The organism is Niabella sp. ZPM-14 (assembly GCF_055693045.2).
Genome location: NZ_CM181148.1, coordinates 3,847,737 through 3,866,825, shown reverse-complemented (window position 1 = coordinate 3,866,825; position 19,089 = coordinate 3,847,737). Strand labels below are relative to the sequence as shown.

17 protein-coding genes and 1 riboswitch are annotated in these 19,089 nt (G+C 46.5%); of the genes, 6 read left to right on the top strand and 11 right to left on the bottom strand.

Annotated features, from left to right (window positions below; all coding sequences use genetic code 11):
* The first annotated feature begins 98 nt into the window (after positions 1–98).
* Complete coding sequence (locus ACU37H_RS16410; RefSeq protein ID WP_472705080.1) at positions 99–530, top strand: DUF6526 family protein; 432 nt, start codon at positions 99–101, stop codon at positions 528–530.
* Here the strand turns inward: ACU37H_RS16410 and ACU37H_RS16405 are convergent.
* From ACU37H_RS16405 to ACU37H_RS16365, 9 genes are all read right to left on the bottom strand, one after another.
* Positions 527–1,753: a proline dehydrogenase family protein gene (locus ACU37H_RS16405; protein WP_472705082.1), complete on the bottom strand. Its 1,227-nt coding sequence runs from the start codon at positions 1,751–1,753 to the stop codon at positions 527–529. The genes ACU37H_RS16410 and ACU37H_RS16405 overlap by 4 nt on opposite strands.
* Positions 1,754–1,891: 138 nt before the next feature.
* The gene (locus ACU37H_RS16400) at positions 1,892–3,148 is read right to left on the bottom strand and encodes a homoserine dehydrogenase (protein ID WP_472705084.1); all 1,257 of its coding nucleotides are present in this window, start codon (positions 3,146–3,148) and stop codon (positions 1,892–1,894) included.
* 291 nt (positions 3,149–3,439) lie between these two features.
* Positions 3,440–4,459 (bottom strand): homoserine O-acetyltransferase family protein, encoded by a 1,020-nt coding sequence (locus tag ACU37H_RS16395; protein ID WP_472705086.1) that lies wholly within the window; start codon positions 4,457–4,459, stop codon positions 3,440–3,442.
* Positions 4,460–4,509: 50 nt separating this feature from the next.
* Complete coding sequence (locus tag ACU37H_RS16390) at positions 4,510–5,820, bottom strand: O-acetylhomoserine aminocarboxypropyltransferase/cysteine synthase family protein (protein WP_472705088.1); 1,311 nt, start codon at positions 5,818–5,820, stop codon at positions 4,510–4,512.
* Positions 5,821–6,118: 298 nt separating this feature from the next.
* Positions 6,119–6,226, bottom strand: a riboswitch (SAM riboswitch).
* 51 nt (positions 6,227–6,277) lie between these two features.
* Positions 6,278–6,982 (bottom strand): porin family protein, encoded by a 705-nt coding sequence (locus tag ACU37H_RS16385; RefSeq protein ID WP_472705090.1) that lies wholly within the window; start codon positions 6,980–6,982, stop codon positions 6,278–6,280.
* 128 nt (positions 6,983–7,110) lie between these two features.
* Entirely contained in the window at positions 7,111–7,815 is a 705-nt protein-coding gene (locus ACU37H_RS16380) for a porin family protein (RefSeq protein ID WP_472705092.1), read from the bottom strand.
* A 178-nt stretch (positions 7,816–7,993) separates the two neighbouring features.
* The gene (locus ACU37H_RS16375; RefSeq protein WP_472705094.1) at positions 7,994–8,611 is read right to left on the bottom strand and encodes an outer membrane beta-barrel protein; all 618 of its coding nucleotides are present in this window, start codon (positions 8,609–8,611) and stop codon (positions 7,994–7,996) included.
* A gap of 77 nt (positions 8,612–8,688) precedes the next feature.
* Positions 8,689–9,363 (bottom strand): YiaD family glycine zipper/OmpA-like lipoprotein, encoded by a 675-nt coding sequence (locus ACU37H_RS16370; protein ID WP_472705481.1) that lies wholly within the window; start codon positions 9,361–9,363, stop codon positions 8,689–8,691.
* A gap of 190 nt (positions 9,364–9,553) precedes the next feature.
* A complete protein-coding gene (locus tag ACU37H_RS16365; RefSeq protein WP_472705096.1) occupies positions 9,554–10,273 on the bottom strand; it encodes a hypothetical protein in 720 nt (239 codons plus the stop codon).
* A 235-nt stretch (positions 10,274–10,508) separates the two neighbouring features.
* Between ACU37H_RS16365 and uvrA the strand changes: the two genes are divergently transcribed.
* From uvrA to ACU37H_RS16345, 4 genes are all read left to right on the top strand, one after another.
* Positions 10,509–13,349, top strand: a complete 2,841-nt coding sequence (uvrA, locus tag ACU37H_RS16360) for an excinuclease ABC subunit UvrA (protein ID WP_472705098.1) — start codon at positions 10,509–10,511, stop codon at positions 13,347–13,349.
* 169 nt (positions 13,350–13,518) lie between these two features.
* Positions 13,519–13,977 (top strand): hypothetical protein, encoded by a 459-nt coding sequence (locus ACU37H_RS16355; protein ID WP_472705099.1) that lies wholly within the window; start codon positions 13,519–13,521, stop codon positions 13,975–13,977.
* 223 nt (positions 13,978–14,200) lie between these two features.
* Positions 14,201–14,503, top strand: coding sequence for a hypothetical protein (locus ACU37H_RS16350; RefSeq protein ID WP_472705101.1), 303 nt, complete (start codon positions 14,201–14,203; stop codon positions 14,501–14,503).
* A 41-nt stretch (positions 14,504–14,544) separates the two neighbouring features.
* Complete coding sequence (locus tag ACU37H_RS16345; protein ID WP_472705103.1) at positions 14,545–14,718, top strand: hypothetical protein; 174 nt, start codon at positions 14,545–14,547, stop codon at positions 14,716–14,718.
* A gap of 76 nt (positions 14,719–14,794) precedes the next feature.
* Here the strand turns inward: ACU37H_RS16345 and ACU37H_RS16340 are convergent, their stop codons facing one another.
* Positions 14,795–15,238 (bottom strand): GNAT family N-acetyltransferase, encoded by a 444-nt coding sequence (locus ACU37H_RS16340; RefSeq protein WP_472705105.1) that lies wholly within the window; start codon positions 15,236–15,238, stop codon positions 14,795–14,797.
* 191 nt (positions 15,239–15,429) lie between these two features.
* Between ACU37H_RS16340 and ACU37H_RS16335 the strand changes: the two genes are divergently transcribed.
* Positions 15,430–17,799 carry a S9 family peptidase gene (locus ACU37H_RS16335; protein WP_472705107.1) on the top strand — a complete coding sequence of 790 codons (2,370 nt, stop codon included), beginning with the start codon at positions 15,430–15,432 and terminating at the stop codon, positions 17,797–17,799.
* A gap of 32 nt (positions 17,800–17,831) precedes the next feature.
* On the opposite strand, the gene ACU37H_RS16330 is transcribed toward ACU37H_RS16335, so the two are convergent.
* Entirely contained in the window at positions 17,832–19,085 is a 1,254-nt protein-coding gene (locus ACU37H_RS16330) for a replication-associated recombination protein A (protein ID WP_472705109.1), read from the bottom strand.
* Positions 19,086–19,089 lie beyond the last annotated feature (4 nt).

Genomic DNA, 19,089 nt, shown 5'->3' with positions numbered 1-19,089 from the left:
CTTATCTTTACGCACCTGTTTTTTATTTTTTATATAATAAATTTAAAATCACTTGATAGCAGTCTTTCCGGACCGCTCAATCATAAACTTTTAGAGCAATGCGAGTTCAGAATAAGAATAATCATGTACGCTATTATGCACCGCATCATTTTGTATTTTATCCGCTGACCGGGATCCTGACCTTTATCGCCGGTTACAAAGCCGCGAAAGAAGAAGGGACGATCTGGTTCTTTATAACCGCGATGCTCATCCTGATCATCTGGGTGGCATTCATGATGCGGCAACATTATGCGCTCACCTTGCAGAACCGGTTGGTGCGGCTTGAGATGAGGCATAAATATTCCATGCTTACGGGTAAAGACTTCGAACCGATGGAAGAAAAATTATCTTTTGAGCAGATTGCTGCGCTTCGCTTTGCATCAGACGAAGAGCTCGTTCCCCTCGTTGTGAGAACGGTCAAGGAAAACCTGTCACCCAAGACCATCAAGGAAAGTATTGTGAACTGGAAAGCGGACCATATGCGCGTTTAACCGCGACGACGCTGCAATTCCTTTTCGATCAACCCCAGCTCCCGCCCCGTTTGCCCTTTCACAGAGGTATTTTCCTGCGCCCGGCGCATGAGGTAGGGAATCACATCTTCAATAGGCCCGAAAGGAAGATATTTACTTACGTTGCAGCCGGCCTGTGCGAGGTTGAAAGTGATGTTGTCGCTCATTCCGTAAAGCTGGCTGAAACTGATATGCGGATGATTCAAAGGAATATTGCTTTCCTGAAGTTTTTGAACTGCCAGGAGATTGCTGTTTTCGTTGTGCGAAGCCACCACCATCGCGACACGTTCGATATTGCTGATACAAAGCGCCACACCCGCATCAAAATCGCGGTCGCTGGCGGCTTTATCCGGCTGGATCGGTGAGGTGTAATTCATTTCCTCGGCACGTTTTCTTTCCTTTTCCATGTAGGCGCCCCGCACCAGCTTCACCCCTAAAATAAAATTTCTTTCTGTTGCCGCGTCGATACAATCTTTCAAAAACTGCAGGCGGTCGTGCCGGTAATGCTGAACGGTGTTATAAATCACCGCCTTTTCTTTGTTGAACGAGTCCATCATGAGCGTCACCAATGCATCAACAGGGTCCTGGATCCAGGTCTCTTCTGCATCGACCAACATACCGATATTTTTCTCGACGGCTTTTTCACAAATGCGCATCATCCGCAACCGCACCCGGTGCCATTCTTCCCGCTCTTCGGGCGTTAAGTCGTCTAAGGATCCAAGGTATTTTTTGATCAGGGAGCCGCTCCTTTCATGCATGAGCCGATCCAGTTTCTCCAGGAGGGAAAACCGCGTCAGGCCGGTCACTTTCACGCTCATGAAAGGGATATTGGGCTGCGTGGCCGCATAGTCGATCACCTTGATGAACTCAGCAGCGGCATGATCATATTCCTGGTCCCCGCCTTCTCCGCCCTCTACGCCATAATCGAGGATCACATCTACATTGTATTGGCCCAGCACCTCGGCTACATCAGCCGTTTGCCCGAGCGTCTCGCCGCCGGCGAACTGTTTGAAGATGGTTTGTTTGATTAAACCTTTTACCGGTAGTCCCACCCTGATCGCCCAGGGAGTTAGCCGGGTACCCAGCTTGACGAGCAAGGGGTTGCCCATCAGGTTGAAGAGCCTTTTGGCTTCTTTGAGTTGCTTATCAGACTTATACTGAAAAGCGAATTGGGTATTGTTGAATGAAATGTTGGGTACGCTCATAAGCGTGCAAAAATAAAGTGAAGTTGCAAATTCAAGCGATTGTTTTCTTGAGCAAACGATTGAGCAACCTCACTTCGAATCGGCCTCCTGATCAAGAGACGTATTTCTGTTATTTTATCAGGTGTATCTGGTTGATGATTAAACCAATCCCGCTAATTCCAGGCTTTTCTTCCTGAGCTTCCTTTCTTCCACACTTTCGATGATGGGATCTGGCTCCAGGATGAGTGAAGTGCCGTTTTCCTTCCACCAGCCGGAGGCTTTCAGTTTTTTCAGAGCGATTACGCCGGAAAGATATTTACGGTCTTCCTGGGCGTGCCATTGTTCAATCCATTCAAACTCTTCGGTGGGAACATGCTTGACATCAGCAAAGCTGACATACACTTTCAGGTAGATGTCATCATTCAGCTGATTGGGCTCGTGGTGATATAACTTTTTGTATTCGTATTTGTAGCCATATCTTAAGGCAGACAGGTCGCTCAATACTGCTGATGCTGTAGGAAAACTACCCGCTCCTTTTCCATAGAAAAACTGCTGATCAGCGAAACCACTTTCGATGACCACACCGTTGTATTCGTTTTTTACGAAAGATAACGGATTGTCGGCATTGACAAACTGCGGTAATACAAAAGCGCCTACGCCACCATCTACCAACTTCTTGGCCTGCGCCACGAGGCGGATCTGCTGTCCGCGCGCCTTAGCCACTGATGCGTCAGACTTATGAATGTTCTGAATACCCGTGAACAGGATCTGATCGGGCGTGGTCACAATACCGTAGGCATGACAAAGGAAGATCGTCCATTTGTTGAGCGCGTCAAATCCCTCTACATCCAGGGTCGGATTGCTTTCGGCAAAACCTAGTTGCTGTGCGAGCAGCAGGGCTTCTTTAAAGCCCAGGTTTTCGTCAAACATTTTGGTGAGGATGAAGTTGGTGCTTCCGTTGACAATGGCGCGGATGCTATGGAGCAGGTCATTATCATAATATTCCTCCAGGTTGCGGATGGCCGGAATAGAGGCGCAGGCAGAGGACTCGTACAGGAAGGACCTGCCTGTTTTTTGTTGCAGATCGAGCAATTCCTGCAGGTGCTCAGCCACCATTTTTTTACTGGAACTGACTACTTCCTTTTTATTTTTCAGCGCTGTTTTTACGATCTCAAATGCAGCATTGGCGTCGTCGATCACTTCGACAATGACATTGATATCTTTGTCTTCAAGCAGCTCATTCCGGTCCGTGGTGAACAATTCGGACGGAGCATTCCTTTTCTTTTCAGGATTTTTGATACATACCTTTTTAATCGTGGCACTTAAAGACGGGGTTTGCTTTAACACCTTGTACAGTCCCTCTCCCACTACACCAAATCCGAACATGCCTATTACTAATTGCCTATGCTTACTCATTTATGTTGTATTTATTTGTTCTTGTTTTTTTAAGCGGTCAGACGGAGACCGTCAGACCGGATCAAAGTTTTCGTTCCAAGCGTCGGACGGAGACCATCGGGCCGACTCAGGGTGATCTTTCTGAACGGTCAGACGGGGACCGTCGGACCGGATCAAAGTTTTCATTCCAAGCGTCAGACGGAGACCGTCTGGCCGACTCAAGGTTTTACGCTCTAGGTGGTCAAACGAAGATCGTCAGAACGGGTCAAAGCTTTCGCTCCAAGCGGTCAGACGGGGACCGTCAGACCGGGTTCAATGGTCCCGCAAAAAGTCACCGATCGCTTCTGTCAACTGTTTGAACTCCAGCAAAAATCCATCGTGCCCATAATCTGACAGGATCAGCTTCACATGCGCATTGGGAATATTACTGGCAATGAACTCCTGCTCGTAAGGAGGAAACAGGATGTCGCCTTCCATGCTCAGCGCCAGTGTTTTTGCCTTAATACTGTTGAGCGCCTGCACTACACCCCCGCGACCGCGACCCAGGTTGTGAGAGTCCATGCTTTTCGTAAGCGCGTAATAACTGAATGCATTGAACCGCGCCGACAACTTGGACCCTTGATAGCGCTGATAGCTCTCGCTTTTAAAGCCTTCTATTAGATCATCACTGGCTTCAGACTGCGTTTTGTTGTAAGCCAGATCAGTCCTGTAAGAAAGCAGCGCAATGCTTCTCGCTACTTCAAGCCCTTTCTTGCCGGCATCCACCATTTTGTTCTTCCACGTGGAGTCTGCTTCAATAGCCTGCCTTTGGGTAGCGTTAAAAGCCTTTCCCCAGGGAGAGTGCACCGCATTGGTGGCGATGGGAAAGATATATTCAAACAACTCCGGATCTTGTACCGCCCACTCCATTAATTGTTGCCCACCCGTGCTTCCGCCTATCCCGATCCTGATGCGGCTGATGCCCAGGTCGGCTTGCAACAACCTGTAGGAATGAACCATATCCCTGATCGTGAAAAAAGGGAAATCATGATAATAAGAGCTGCCGGTGGCCGGATTGACGTCCAGCGCGTTGATGCTTCCGTAGCAGCTTCCGGGCATGTTGACACAAATAATAAAATGCTTCGACGGATCGAACAGCCGCCCCTCGCCTACCATATCGGGCCACCACTCATGCGGACAGCTATTGGCGGTAAGCGCGTGAAAGATCCATATCACGTTGTCTTTTTGCTCGTTCAGTGCACCATACGTAGTGTAGGCCAGGTGTAAATTAGTCAACACTGCACCACTCTCCAGCGTAAATGGATCTGTATGTCTGAAAACCTCTTGCTTCATATAATGAAAGGTGTCAGCAGAAAGCTCAGTTCCAATAACACCTGTTTTTCTTATCCGAAAACTGTTTTAAATGCCTGCTCAAAATCGGCTTTGATATCGTCGATATATTCAATACCCACGCTGATGCGGATCAGGTTGTCTAACACGCCGGCGCCTTTGCGCTCTTCCTCACTTAATTGCTCGTGAGTCGTAGAAGCCGGGTGGATGGCCAGCGTTTTAGCATCTCCCACATTGGCGAGGTGACTTACCAGCTGGAGCGAGTTAATAAATTTCTTGCCGTTTTCAATACCGCCTTTGATACCAAACTGCAACACTCCGCCAAAACCATGGGTCAGGTATTTTTTAGCCAATCCATGGTATTCGTTGCTTTCCAGTCCGGGATACCACACAAACGCTACGTGTTCGCTGGACTCCAGCCATTGTGCGAGTGCTAACGCATTATCGACGGTCCGCTGTACGCGCAGGGAAAGCGTTTCGATGCCTTGCAATAACATAAAAGCATTGAAAGGACTTATCGCCGGTCCAAAGTCTCTCAGCCCTTCTACCCTGGCGCGGATTGCAAAAGCAATATTGGGCAAGCCCAGCGGATTGCCTTCGCCAAACACTTCCCAGAACTTCATGCCGTGGTATCCTTCTGAAGGCTCGGTAAACTGCGGGAATTTACCATTGCCCCAATTATAATTTCCACCGTCGACCACGATGCCGCCGATGCTGGTGCCGTGGCCACCGATCCATTTGGTGGCCGAATTCACCACGATATTGGCGCCATGCTGAATGGGTTTGAACAGGTATCCGCCCGCTCCGAACGTGTTGTCTACGATCAGGGGGATATCGAACTCCCTGGCGAGAGCAGCGAATTTTTCGAAATCAGGAATATTTAATTTGGGGTTACCGATCGTTTCAAGATAGATCGCTTTGGTCTTGTCATCAATCTTGGAGCGGAAGCTTTCTACATCATCGCCGGCAGCAAAACGGGCTTCGATACCCAGTCTTTTGAACGCCACTTTAAACTGGTTGAAAGTACCGCCATACACGAAAGAGGTGCTTACAAAATTGTCTCCTGCTTCCAGGATATTGGTAATGGCCAGAAATTGCGCTGCCTGACCGGACGCCGTGGCTACGGCCGCTACACCGCCTTCCAAGGCCGCGATGCGTTGTTCAAACACATCGGTGGTCGGGTTCATGATGCGGGTGTAAATATTTCCAAACTCGCGAAGGCCGAAAAGATTGGCCGCGTGATCGGCATTATTGAACTGATAGGAAGTTGTCTGATAAATGGGCACCGCGCGGCTTCCGGTAGTGGGATCCGGCTGCTGACCGGCGTGTAATTGCAGCGTATCGAAATGTAATGTATGGCTCATAAAAATCTATTTAAGTGATGTAAAAATGGAATAACAAAAGTTTTGCAGACGGCCCGGGGGCCGGATAGTATCAGTTATGCCCCGAAAGGCATACAAACGCCACAGTTGACCAGGTACGGCATCTTTAGCGGAACGATGGTATGTTGCAGTTGAGACATTTGAATCTATGTTTTTGTTATCCGATTATTTTAAAACAGCTATGTCTTTATCAGAAAGGCGGTAACAGGCACACAAAAAAGCCCGCCGGATAAGCGGGCGGGCTTCATATTGTGAATGAGATTAAACGATTGAAACTACCGGCTTATCTTTCCCGCCGTAGCGGGTTGGAATTGGCACCTTGTCACAACAAAGTGGACAGGTTGCCAAGGCTTCACAGGGCCATACCCTCTGCCTTTCTTGATAAGTATATTAAAGAACGAGGCGCAAATATAGGGCAGTCTGCCGAAATAAAAAAGGCCTAAAATTTATACCCGATGGATAATCCGAATTGGGCCGTCTTCGTCGACGTTGTTTCATTTCTGACGCCATCGACAGACGGATCAATATTGATGAGGCCCAGTTGACCATTTAACTGAACGTACACGTTACCAGGAAACTGATATCCCAGCAAGATATTAGCTCCAAAATCAAATGGTTTAGTAAACGGTATAGTTCTGCTGCCGCTGGCAACACTGGAGTCGAGACTGGCTCTGTTGATGTCATCTTTCAGTTCCAGGTCTCCGGTTACTGATATATTATCGGCTTCGGCCTTCCACTTGCCACCTAAACCATAAGCAACATACGGACCAGCACCCAATAATAGATGCCCCCGTCCCACCTGGGGTTTGAAAATTACATTCAGCGGCAGATCCAGATAGTAGGTGTTGAAAGTTATTTTTTCGACTCCTTCTGCGGCGAACTGACTGGCACTTCTGTCTTGTAAGATAACACCTTTGGTACTGAACATTAGCGCAGGTTGCAGGGCAAATTTGGGTGAGATGTAAATATCAGCAGTACCCCCGACATGAAAACCCGGTTTTAATGTGACCTTTTCGTACCCATTGGCATCTTTAAGCAAGAGCGCCGACATATTGCCTCCGGCGCGTACGCCCCATTGTACCTGCGCGTTGATTTGGCTGCTCAAAAGAACGGCCAGCAGGCCGATAATAACCTTTTGTCTCATAAGTGTTTTTTAGGTCTTAAAAATAGTATTTACTAAGCGTTTGAAAATACAACAGTTATCCGCCGGCGAAAACAGTCAATCAACCAAAAAACCCACGTTTCACCTGTTTAAAACGGTTGAATAATGAATTAGAATTTATATCCCAGAGAAATTCCGAAACCGACGTTTTTTACAACTTCGTCGGAAGCCGGTTTTTTACCGTCCGTCTTAGGCTCTAAATTAGCCAGCCCTAATTGACCATTTAGCTGAAACGACAATTTACTGCTGAATTCATAACCTATTAAAAGATTAGCACCATAGTCGAATGGTTTTCCGTAAACCCACTTATTCTCATCGTCGCTTTCGTCAACGTAGTCGTTTATAAATTCAACGCTACCTTTTTCAGAATAATCGTACTCACCTGCACCTTTTAGTTCGTTTCTCCACCTGCCGCCAATTCCATAACCCAGATATGGGCCTGCGCCTAATAAAAGCTTTCCGTCGCCTAACGCAGGCTTATAAATGAACGACACAGGCACTTCGATATAGTACGGAGTCAATGTACCTTTAGCCGTGGCTCCGCCGTCACTCGCTTTATACTTAGCTCCTTTAGTAGTGAAAAGAAGCGCCGGTTGCAGGAGAAGGTCGGTAGCAACGGGAATGTCAAAGGTTACACCTACATGAAATCCCGGGTTGAGTTTAGTGTTAGGGTTTTCGTCGTCGTATTTAACAATCGCATTGGACAGATTCAAACCGGCCCTCACTCCGACCTCCACTTGAGCCGATACACGGGTTTCTGATAAACTCAACACAGATGTAACTATGCCCGCCACGAGCATTTTTCTTGCTTTCATAAATTAGCGTTTTTAAAATAATAATGGTTGTTAGACCGCAGTTATAATTGAACAGTTTTACTTTGGATCATGCAAATATAGGGACGCTTACACCTGTTCTCAAAAAATATTTACTCCTTAGATATCGAATTAAAAAACCCCGCCGATTGGCGGGGCTTTAAAAACTTGGACGACAGGGTTAGAACTTGTATCCTAACGTTACGCCGAAAGAAGTGTTATTTGTTGTTGGAGGGTTATCAACGTCAGACAATTTAACCATTCCAAGATTAGCATTCAGGTTTAAATTCAAACCATTGCTTAACTGATAACCAACCAGCAATTTCCCACCTGCATCAAATCTTTTGACATTGGCTTCATCCCAATCTAATTTTGCAGATATATCTCCTGCGTCAACTTTAATCTGCCCTATTCCCATACCAATGTAGGGTCCAACTCCCAGTAACAACTTGCCGGTACCTACTTCAGGCTGATATTGAAAAGTAACAGGAAGTTGCAGGTAATTTAAATGCACCTTCGGGTCAGTTATGCCTTCAAAAGGGCCATCATATTGCGCACCATTCTGTACATAGCTTAATCCTGGCTGAATCACAAACTCATCTGCTATACCTATATCATACGTAATTCCAGCCTGGAAACCGGTTTTGAGCTTATTATTATCCGGTGCATCCTTTCCTGTTACATTAGCAAAGTTTACACCTGCGTTAATGCCTAAACCTGTCTGGGCCTGTGATTGAATAGCCACTGTGCTGAAAGCTGCAAACAGCAACCCGCCAAAAAGTAATTGTTTCATTTTCATAAAATAAGATTTAATGATTTGTATTGAATTAACATAGTAGACGCACACCTTTCTCTTTTACTCTACAAAAAGAAAAATTAATTAGTGCCTGCTTCGGCGGCTGCGTCTTTCTTCATTTTGTCATTAGCGGTGATGAGGAATTCCACCCGGCGATTTTGTGCACGACCTTCTGCTGTCTCGTTCGAGTATTTAGGATTTCTCAGTCCATAACCCACCGTAGTCAGCCTTTGCAGACCAATGCCTTTATCCGCCAGGTAATTGGACACTACCGACGCTCTTCTCTCTGATAAAGCCTGGTTGTATTTTTCCGTACCGGTATTATCCGTGTGACCCTGGATCTCTACATCTGTATCGGGATATTTATTAAGGATCGTGATCAGATCATCCAAAGTTCCTTTGGAAGCTGAAGTAAGTGTAGCCTGGTCAAATCCGAATAAAACGGCACTGCTGAACTCTACAACGATACCTTCTTCTACGCGCTCCACTTTAGCACCCGGCACTTCCTGCTTGATCTCTTCTGCCTGCTTGTCCATTTTTTTACCAATAATGGCACCTGCTGTACCACCCACTGCTGCGCCGATAATAGCACCTAATCCCGCATTTCCCGCAGCTTTTCCGATCACGGCACCAATGGCAGCACCACCGCCCGTACCTATCGCGGCGCCTTTCTGAGTTCTGGTAGCTGATTCACATCCTGCCAGGGTTAGACCGGCAAATGCTGTTGCAAATAGTGTTGTTTTAACGATTTTCATCATGTTTGCTTTTAATTTTTAAAGATTTAGTTCTTTTCTGCACATTCCCTTATGCCAGAAAGGTTTAGAGGACAAAATCTGCTATGCACCTATCAAATTATATGCCAATGAGATTTGCATAAAGACAACACCTAATATAAAAAGGTTGCGTTTTCAGCAACCTTTCTATTAATATTAACTGGCGACTTTTCTATTGTGCCGGAGCCGTAGGCGCAGCGGCAAGTTCCACCACTTTTGTAAGTACATAAGTAGTACCCTTCGCTATATTACTTTTCTTTTTGTCTTTTTTTGCTGCTTTACTCGACGTTGAAGCTACGTCAGACTCAGTTGACTCTATGTCAGTCGTAGTAGCATAGGCCGCACTGTCACTGGCCATCATTTCAGGAAATACCGCTGTTGGGTTCTCTTCGTCAAACTTGCTTCCCACGTTGATATATAATTTTTTACTGGTCGAATCAAAAACCAGTGTGCCTTCTTTTAGTGATTTGCCAGAGTAACGGGTCTCGGCCTTCGCAACTCCCGCATCTGCATCGGCATTGACATCAGTAGTCATTGTGGTGGCGCTATCCATTTCATTTTGGAGGGTCTTCTGCACCGGTATTTTGTAAGTAGCAGGAGACACTTTTAAATCCGCCTTGAATTTGCCCTGTGGCATTCCATTTACCCAAACGATTCCCTTGTTTTCAGAATCGCGGCTAATGGTAACGGGGGTAACGATTCCTTCTTCGTCAGTATATTCGTATTTTCCCAAAACAGGAAAGATCATTTCATCGGTTAGTTCGCCGGGCATGGGGGCTAATTCTTTAGCCTGTGGTTTATAATTTCTCGGCGTTTCGGGCGTTGTGGACACCTGGGCAAATGATGCGATGGATATCGACAGTGCCGTTGCTAATAAGAAATTCTTCTTCATTTGTTTATATTTTACAGTTTAACGAGCCCCCAAAACCAAATGCCAGTGGGGAATGTTTTATTAAATACATTCGGAGGTTTTAAAAGATTAGGCCTCCAAAACTCAATCGGTGTAAGCAGAAATTATTATGCCAAAAATTTAATTATGGAGCAATAAACCTTTATTTTAGATTTTAGTTATGAATTGAGTCTGGTCATCATTTTCAGCCCGAATTTTCTAAAACAGGAGTAATAAATTGGAACATAAAGATTTGAATAAAATAGAGGTCACCGGAGCTCGCGTGCACAACCTGAAGAACGTAGACATTTCCATTCCGAAGAACCAGCTGGTCGTGATCACCGGCATCAGCGGAAGCGGAAAGTCGTCGCTTGCGTTCGACACCATTTATTCCGAAGGCCAGCGCCGCTACATGGAAACGTTTGGCGCATACGCCCGCCAGTTTATTGGCGACATGGAACGGCCGGATGTAGATCAGATCACCGGCTTGTCGCCCGTAATTTCTATAGAACAAAAAACTACGAATAAGAATCCCCGCTCCACCGTAGGCACTGTTACGGAAGTGTATGATTTTTTCCGGCTTTTCTATGCCCGTGTTGCTGAAGCATATTCTTACAATACCGGAAAAAAAATGGTGAAGTGGAGCGAGGAGGAAATTGTGGAGAATATCTTCCAGCGGTTTTACGGTAAAAAGCTGAACCTCCTGGCCCCGCTGGTGCGTGGCAGAAAAGGGCATTACCGGGAACTCTTTGAGGACGTGAGGAAAAAAGGGTTTTTGAAAGTAAGAGTGGACGGGGAGATCAAAGACCTTACCGCAAAAATGCAGGTAGACCGTTACAAGATCCACGATATTGAATTGGTCGTAGACCGCCTGCAGGTGACGGAGGATCTGAAAGCCCGCCTCAGCCAGAGTGTGCAGCAGGCTTTGAAGCTGGGTAAAGACCTGATGTTTGTTTTGGTGAATGACGAAGCCGAGGTTGCTCAATACTCTAAAATGCTCATGTGTGAAGACACCGGCATCAGCTACGAGGAGCCTTCACCCAATTCATTTTCTTTCAACTCGCCTTACGGAGCTTGTCCCTATTGCCGCGGCCTCGGCACGAGCTCGGTGATCAATATGGATGCGGTGTTGCCGGACAAGGACAAAAGCATCAAAGAAGGCGGCATCGCCCCGCTGGGTGAAGAGCGCAGCGCCAGTGTGTACCAGCAGGTAGAATCGTTTGCAAGAAAATACAAGATCAGCCTATCAAAACCCCTGAAAGACATTACGCAGGAACAACTGGACCTGCTGCTTTATGGCGACGGTGGTGCAGACAAAACCCTGCACCTGGATGGCACTGATGAATCTATACCGGATTATTATTCCGGCAGCTATGAAGGCATTATTCCTATGCTGAAAAGATGGTACCTGTCTACGCAAAGCAATGAAGGATTGCGTGATTGGGTAGAAAAATTCATGGAGCTACAACCCTGCCCTTCCTGCAACGGAGATCGTTTGAAAAAAGAAAGTCTTTGGTTTAAGATCGACAATAAGAATATCGCTTATTTAAGCAACCTCAACCTGGACAACCTGGCTGCCTGGCTGGACGGCATTGAGTTGCGGCTCAGTAAAAAACAAAACGCCATTGCGAAAGATATTTTAAAAGAGATCAGGGAACGTTTAGGTTTTTTGCTGGATGTTGGATTAACTTATCTTTCCCTGAATCGCCCGAGCCGGACCCTGAGCGGCGGTGAATCGCAGCGGATACGGCTTGCAACGCAGATCGGTTCTCAATTGCAGGGCATCACTTATATCCTGGACGAGCCTTCGATCGGGCTGCACCAGCGCGATAACCACCGGCTGATCACGTCGCTGCAAAACCTGCGGGATATCGGTAACAGCGTGTTGGTAGTGGAACATGATAAAGACATTATGCTGGCGGCTGATTACCTGATCGACATCGGGCCCCGCGCGGGTTATCATGGCGGGCGCGTCGTGGCCCAGGGCACCCCTAAAGAAATTGTAAAGCTGGATACGATTACGGCCGGTTATCTCAACGGCCATCTTAAAATTGAAACCCCGGCAGAACGTCGTAAAGGAAATGGAAAGTTCGTTGAACTGAAAGGCGTCACCGGCAACAATCTTCAAAATGTCAGTGTCAAGTTTCCCCTGGGAAAGATGATCGTGGTGACCGGTGTCAGCGGTAGCGGCAAATCAACGTTGATCAATGAAACCCTCTACCCTATCTTAAGCAATCATTGTTTTCCGGCGAGTAAGATGCATCCCATGCAACACAAGTCGGTAAAGGGTTTGGAGCACATCGACAAAGTGGTGGAGATCGATCAATCGCCGATCGGGCGCACACCGCGTAGCAATCCTTCAACTTATTGCGGATTTTTTACGGACATCAGAACACTGTTTGCTTCGGTTCCGGAAGCCAAGATCAGGGGATATAATGCAGGACGTTTTTCTTTCAATGTCAAAACAGGCCGCTGTGATGTGTGTGAAGGCGGTGGCATGCGGGTGATCGAAATGAACTTCCTGCCCGACGTGTATGTGCCCTGCGAAAAATGTAACGGGAAAAGGTACAACCGTGAGACACTGGAAATACGGTATAAAGGAAAATCTATTTCGGATGTGCTGAACATGACCGTGGATGATGCGGTAGAATTCTTTCAGCCGGTGCCGAATATTTACCGGAAAATCAAAACCCTGCAGGATGTAGGCCTGGGTTACATTACGCTGGGGCAAAGCGCCGTGACATTGAGTGGCGGTGAAGCCCAACGGGTGAAGCTCAGCACAGAGCTGTCGAAAAAAGACACCGGCAAGACCTTTTATATCCTGGACGAGCCCACAACAGGTCTGCATTTCGAAGATATCCGTCACCTGATACATGTACTGGACAAGCTGGCCAACAAGGGCAATACGGTATTGATCATTGAACATAACATGGACGTGATCAAGATCGCGGATCATATCATCGACCTGGGTCCCGAAGGCGGTGACGGCGGTGGGCAGATCCTGTTCGAGGGGACGCCGGAAGAGCTGGTGAAAAATAAAGAAAGCTATACAGGGAAATATTTGCAAGCAGAACTTTAGAAAGAAGTTCTGCTTGCTTACAATAAAATGGCTGGTTATGAAGTAGCCAATTACTGAGCTGGCCTCATTGATTGCATGCACTCTTGTGTGATATCTGTCCAGGAAAATTTTGCCCGGGCGTCACATTTTATTATATATTTGAAAAAATACAACATAAAGCTAACTACACATGAAACACCTTTCACTGGCTTTTGCTTTTTTCTTTTTTGGTATATCATTTTTGCGCGCCCAGGCGCCGACTGATCTGTCTTTCCCTCCATTAGGTGCAGCCATAAAGGACGGCCAGCTGATCGTCGAATGGGAAACGCGATCCGAAACTGACGTTAGTCATTACAATGTAGAGGTTTCGAAAGACGGAAAAGCATTTAAAAAGATTGGGGAACCTGTATTATCGAAGGCTGAAAATGGCAACTCCACTTCCACGCTAAACTATCATTTCTCTACGCCGGTTGAGGACCTTTCCGCAACTCTTTCATTGATCTTCCTTCCATTTTTAATTTGGTCTCTAAAGAAAAGAAGGCAACTGCTAAGCCTGTTTTTACTGGGTAGCTGCGTTTTGATATCGTGCAAAAAGACGGACCAGCCGGAGCCGAGAAAAGTGAAATTTATGTGCGTGTTGCCCAGTTGAATAAAAAAGGTCAGGCAAATTATTCCCAGGTGGTGCGTATTAACAAGCAGTAACTCGTTAATTTTTCAAGTCTCTGCACTATGTCAAAGAAAACAAAACCATACCGACCGAAATCCGTCTACCGCTTGAGGAATTACCAGCATTCATTCAGGCAACGGCAAAGAAATTGCTTGATAAATCGTTACGACACTTCGTCCGCCAAATTAAATTTCATGCGGCTATTGTGAATGATGTCGAAAAATGCCTTGAAGAAAAAGCCGCTTATTACCAATCCTTGCCGGAAGAAACACACTATGATCTTATCGGAAACATTATTCCGAAATACAGTCTGCATTACTTATTCAGACGCTCTGAAGACGTAACGGATGTATATAGTTTCAACCTCGATCTGGATCAGTATGGTCAAATTTTAAGTTATGGACTGCCCGAACATTATCATGCCGCTGTTGTCCCCTTGTTTGGCAAAACGAAAGCTATTGAGTTGGGCACGGAATATGCCCGGCAAAAGGCTATACAACCACTGTAATAGAACACTCCTGCTTGTATTGTAAAATACAATACACTTTTATGGGATATTATTTCTTGCAAAAAAAAGAGCGCGGAGGGAACAAGCGTTGCAAGGCGATTACGATTGATCTCGCTGCCCTATTTATCGTTCAGGATATTGAGGCACAGATTATAAAATCAGGCGAGTCCAAGATGATTACGTTTTGCGTTGATGAAGATGACACCTTAACTTAATCCCTGACAAATAAGATGGACAGTTCGTGGGTTGTTTCATACCTCACAGGTTTTGAAAACCTGTGAGGTATGAGGCTCAACTTCTGATCATTTCAATATGATCGATACCTGCATCATCATAAATCTCACTGCAGGCTTCGAATCCCAACAGCTCGTAAAATTTTTTCAGGTGAAACTGCGCCCCGATCTTTATCGGATGTTTCCCGAATATTTGTTCGCTAACGCGGATGCTTTCCTGCATCAGGCTTTTACCCAACCCTGTGTTCCGCGCTTCCTTCTTCAATACGACACGCCCGATTGATTGCTCGGCGTAGCTTACACCCGGAGGCAGTAATCTCGCGTAAGCCATCAGCACACCGCTTTGCCAGCCCATCAAATGATAACTCTTTTGATCTTTGCCATCTACATCCTGGTAGTAACAATGCTGCTCTACAACAAATACCTCGCTACGCAGCTGTAGCAAAGCGTAAAGCTCCTCCAGCGAAAGCTCGTCAAAAGACTTGCTGATCCATTCCATCATACTTCTATTGATAATTTCCGGTAGCTTCCATCATTTATTTCATCCAGACCACACACGTTGCAGAGACCTCCGTCATTGCAATGTTTGAGAGGCATTGTGGCATCCAAAGAAAATAAATGTTGCGCCGGTACCGCAATGCAACATAAAAAATAAAATGCAAACAATTAAATTTACGCCTTAAAGCTCTGCTAATGCATAAATTGATTTCGACTTTCGTCTGGCTATGTTGTTTTTATACTGTTGCTGCTCAAACTGATTTAGGTCCCCTCACGGTAGAAAAGATCATGAGAGATCCCCGATGGATGGGCACTTCTCCCTCGCAATTACAATGGAACCGCACCGGAGACACCCTCTATTTTTTATGGAATCCCGACAACAAACCTGCCGACTCCCTGTATTTTATCACATTGAAGAATCACACACCGCAGAAAGCTACCGTAGTTCAACGACAGTTTTTGTCCCACCCGGGTAGCTATGTATATAATACGCAACGCAATCAATATGTGTTTGAAAAAAATGGCGATGTGTTCTTTACTGATTTGAAATCACGGAAAACCAGGCGTATCACTGCGACCATCGATAGCGAGACCAATCCGCAGTTCAGCTTTGACGAACTAAAGATCGTATATACACGGGCTTCGAACCTGTATGCCTGGGATATCGCATCAGGAGAAACCCAACAGTTAACCAACATCGGTACAGCCAGCAACCAGTATGGAGCGCGCGAAAACGGAGGCAGAGAAGAGCAATGGCTGAAAAATGACCAGCTGCAAAACTTTGATGTGCTGCGCGAACGAAAATCAAAAAATGATACCAGCGACGCGTATCGTAAAGCGTTGCCGAAAGAAAAACCATTGCGCTATCTTTTTGTCAAAGAAGGTTCTGTAAGGGGGCTCAACATCAGTCCTGACGGGCGGTATGTGAGCTATCGGGCCTTCAGGCCGGCTACCACGAAAAACACCATCATCCCTGATTATGTTACGGAGACCGGCTACACTACAGATATTTCCGGACGAAATAAAGTAGGCGCAGAACAAGGTGTTTCGGCTTTTTATGTGTTTGACCGGGAAAAAGATACCGTCCTTTCTTTACCTGTCGATCAGATACCGGGCATTACCGATTTGCCTGATTACCTGAAGGACTATCCTGCTGCTTTGGAGAAAAGAAAAAAAGAAAAGGCAAAGCGCCCCGTGTCCGTCTATGGCATCTCCTGGTCGCCTAAAGGCAAACATGCTGTAATAGATGTTTACGCCGATGACAACAAAGACCGGTGGCTCCTGTTGTGGGATATGAACCGGAATCAATTGACTTTGCTCGACCGTCAGAGGGATGAAGCCTGGATCGGCGGACCGGGCATCAACAGCAGCAGCATCGGCTGGATCAGCGAAGAACTGTTCTGGTTTCAATCAGAAGCTACAGGGTACTCCCATTTGTATACGATCAACGTATCCACTAAAGAAAGGAAACAGTTGACGTCAGGTTCCTACGAGATCCAGGATGCGATCTTATCGGAAGACAAGAAAACATTTTTCTTAACGACCAACGAGATACATCCCGGGGAAAAACATTTTTATAAATTGAATATTGCCACCGGCAAAAAAGAACAAATTACCTCGATGACCGGCTCTAACGAGGTGAATCTCGCCCCTGGTGAGCAAAACATCGCATTGCTTCATTCTTACTCAAACCGCCCCTGGGAGCTCTACCTGCAACCGAACAAAGCGGGAGCAAAGCCTTTGCAAATCACGTTCAAAGCGGCCAGCGAAGAATTTAAGTCTTATCAATGGCGCGACCCCGAGGTTATCAGTTTCACTGCGGCCGACGGAGCGAAGGTTTACGCACGCGTTTACCGGCCTTCAAAACCTCATGCGAATAAACCGGCTGTACTGTTTGTACATGGAGCCGGATACTTGCAAAACGCCCATAAATGGTGGAGCAGCTATTTCAGGGAATATATGTTTAATAATATGCTGGCAGACCAGGGGTATACCGTGATGGATATCGATTATCGTGGAAGCGCGGGTTATGGCCGCGACTGGCGAACAGGGATTTACCGGCATATGGGCGGCAAGGACCTGAGCGATCATGTGGATGCGGTTCGTTACCTGGTAAAAAACTATGATGTCAATCCGGATCATGTAGGATTATACGGCGGCTCCTATGGAGGCTTTATGACGCTGATGGCGCTGTTTACCGAACCCGGAGTTTTCAAAGCAGGTGCCGCCCTGAGACCGGTAACTGACTGGGCTAATTATAACCACGGATATACTTCTAACATCCTGAATGAACCTTATACCGATAGCCTGGCTTACTATCGCAGCTCGCCGGTCTATTTCGCCAAAGGGCTGAAAGGCGACCTGTTGATATGCCACGGCATGGTCGATGTGAATGTTCATTACCAGGATGCCGTAAAACTCGCTCAACGGCTTATTGAATTGGGCAAGGACAATTGGGAACTGGCGGGTTATCCGATGGAAGATCATGCTTTTGTAGAACCCAGCAGCTGGACCGACGAATATAAAAGGATCTTCAAGCTGTTCGAAAGAGTGCTGAAGAAATAGAAGACAGACCCTGGTCCATAAGCTGCTCTTCGTCAATAGCCGTACTTATCCTTCCACAATTTTTTCAGGTAATTGCGGAGCTCATTTTCACGGGCGTTATTGCCCGGCTCGTAAAACGTAGTACCGGCAATACTTTCAGGCAGATACTCCTGTTCAGAGAAATTATTATCGTAGCTGTGCGAATACTTATACCCTTTGCCATAGTCGAGGTTCTTCATCAGTTTGGTGGGCGCATTTCTGATGTGGAGCGGAACCGGCAGATCGCCAAACTTGTGGACCGCGGCCATAGCCTCGTTGATCGCCATATAGGAAGCATTACTTTTGGGTGATGTTGCCAGGTAGACAGCACATTGCGAAAGTATGATCCTGGACTCCGGATGCCCTATTTTATTTACCGCATCGAAAGTGGCATTCGCCAGCAACAACGCATTGGGGTTGGCATTCCCGATATCTTCACTCGCCAGTATCAACATGCGCCGGGCAATAAACTTTACATCCTCGCCACCCTCTATCATCCGCGCCAGCCAATACACAGCACCATTGGGATCACTGCCCCGCATGGACTTTATGAAAGCTGAGATGATATCATAGTGCTGCTCGCCGCTTTTGTCGTACAAAGCCACTTTCTTTTGCGCTACATCCATGACCAGCGCATCGGTTATATCAATATTGTTTTTCGCCGAATTGCACACGAGCTCCAGCAGGTTCAATAACTTGCGAGCATCACCACCGCTGATCGTGATCAGAGCATCCGTTTCTTTGAGGGTTATTTTTTTCTTTTTGAGAACATCATCGTCGCTTATGGCTTTGTGCAGCAATTGGATCAGATCCTTTTCCTCAAGGGCTTTTAAAACGTACACCTGGCAACGGCTTAGCAAGGCACTATTCACTTCGAACGAAGGATTTTCCGTTGTCGCACCAATCAGGGTAATGATTCCTTTTTCAACCGCATGCAATAAAGCATCCTGCTGACTTTTATTGAAACGGTGGATTTCATCAATGAATAAGATACTGCCTCGCTCATGTTTGGCTTTTTCAATCACCTCCCGCACTTCTTTCACACCGGCATTCACGGCACTTAAGGCAAAAAAGGAAACAGACAGGTTGTTGGCGATGATATTGGCCAGCGTAGTTTTCCCGGTTCCCGGAGGACCCCAGAAGATGACAGATCCGAGCGATTGATTTTCGACAGACCTTCGCAGTATGCTGCCCGGCCCGATCAGGTGCTGCTGCCCTACTACTTCATCAAGCGTTCGGGGCCTTATACGTTCTGCTAATGGAGTCATGCCA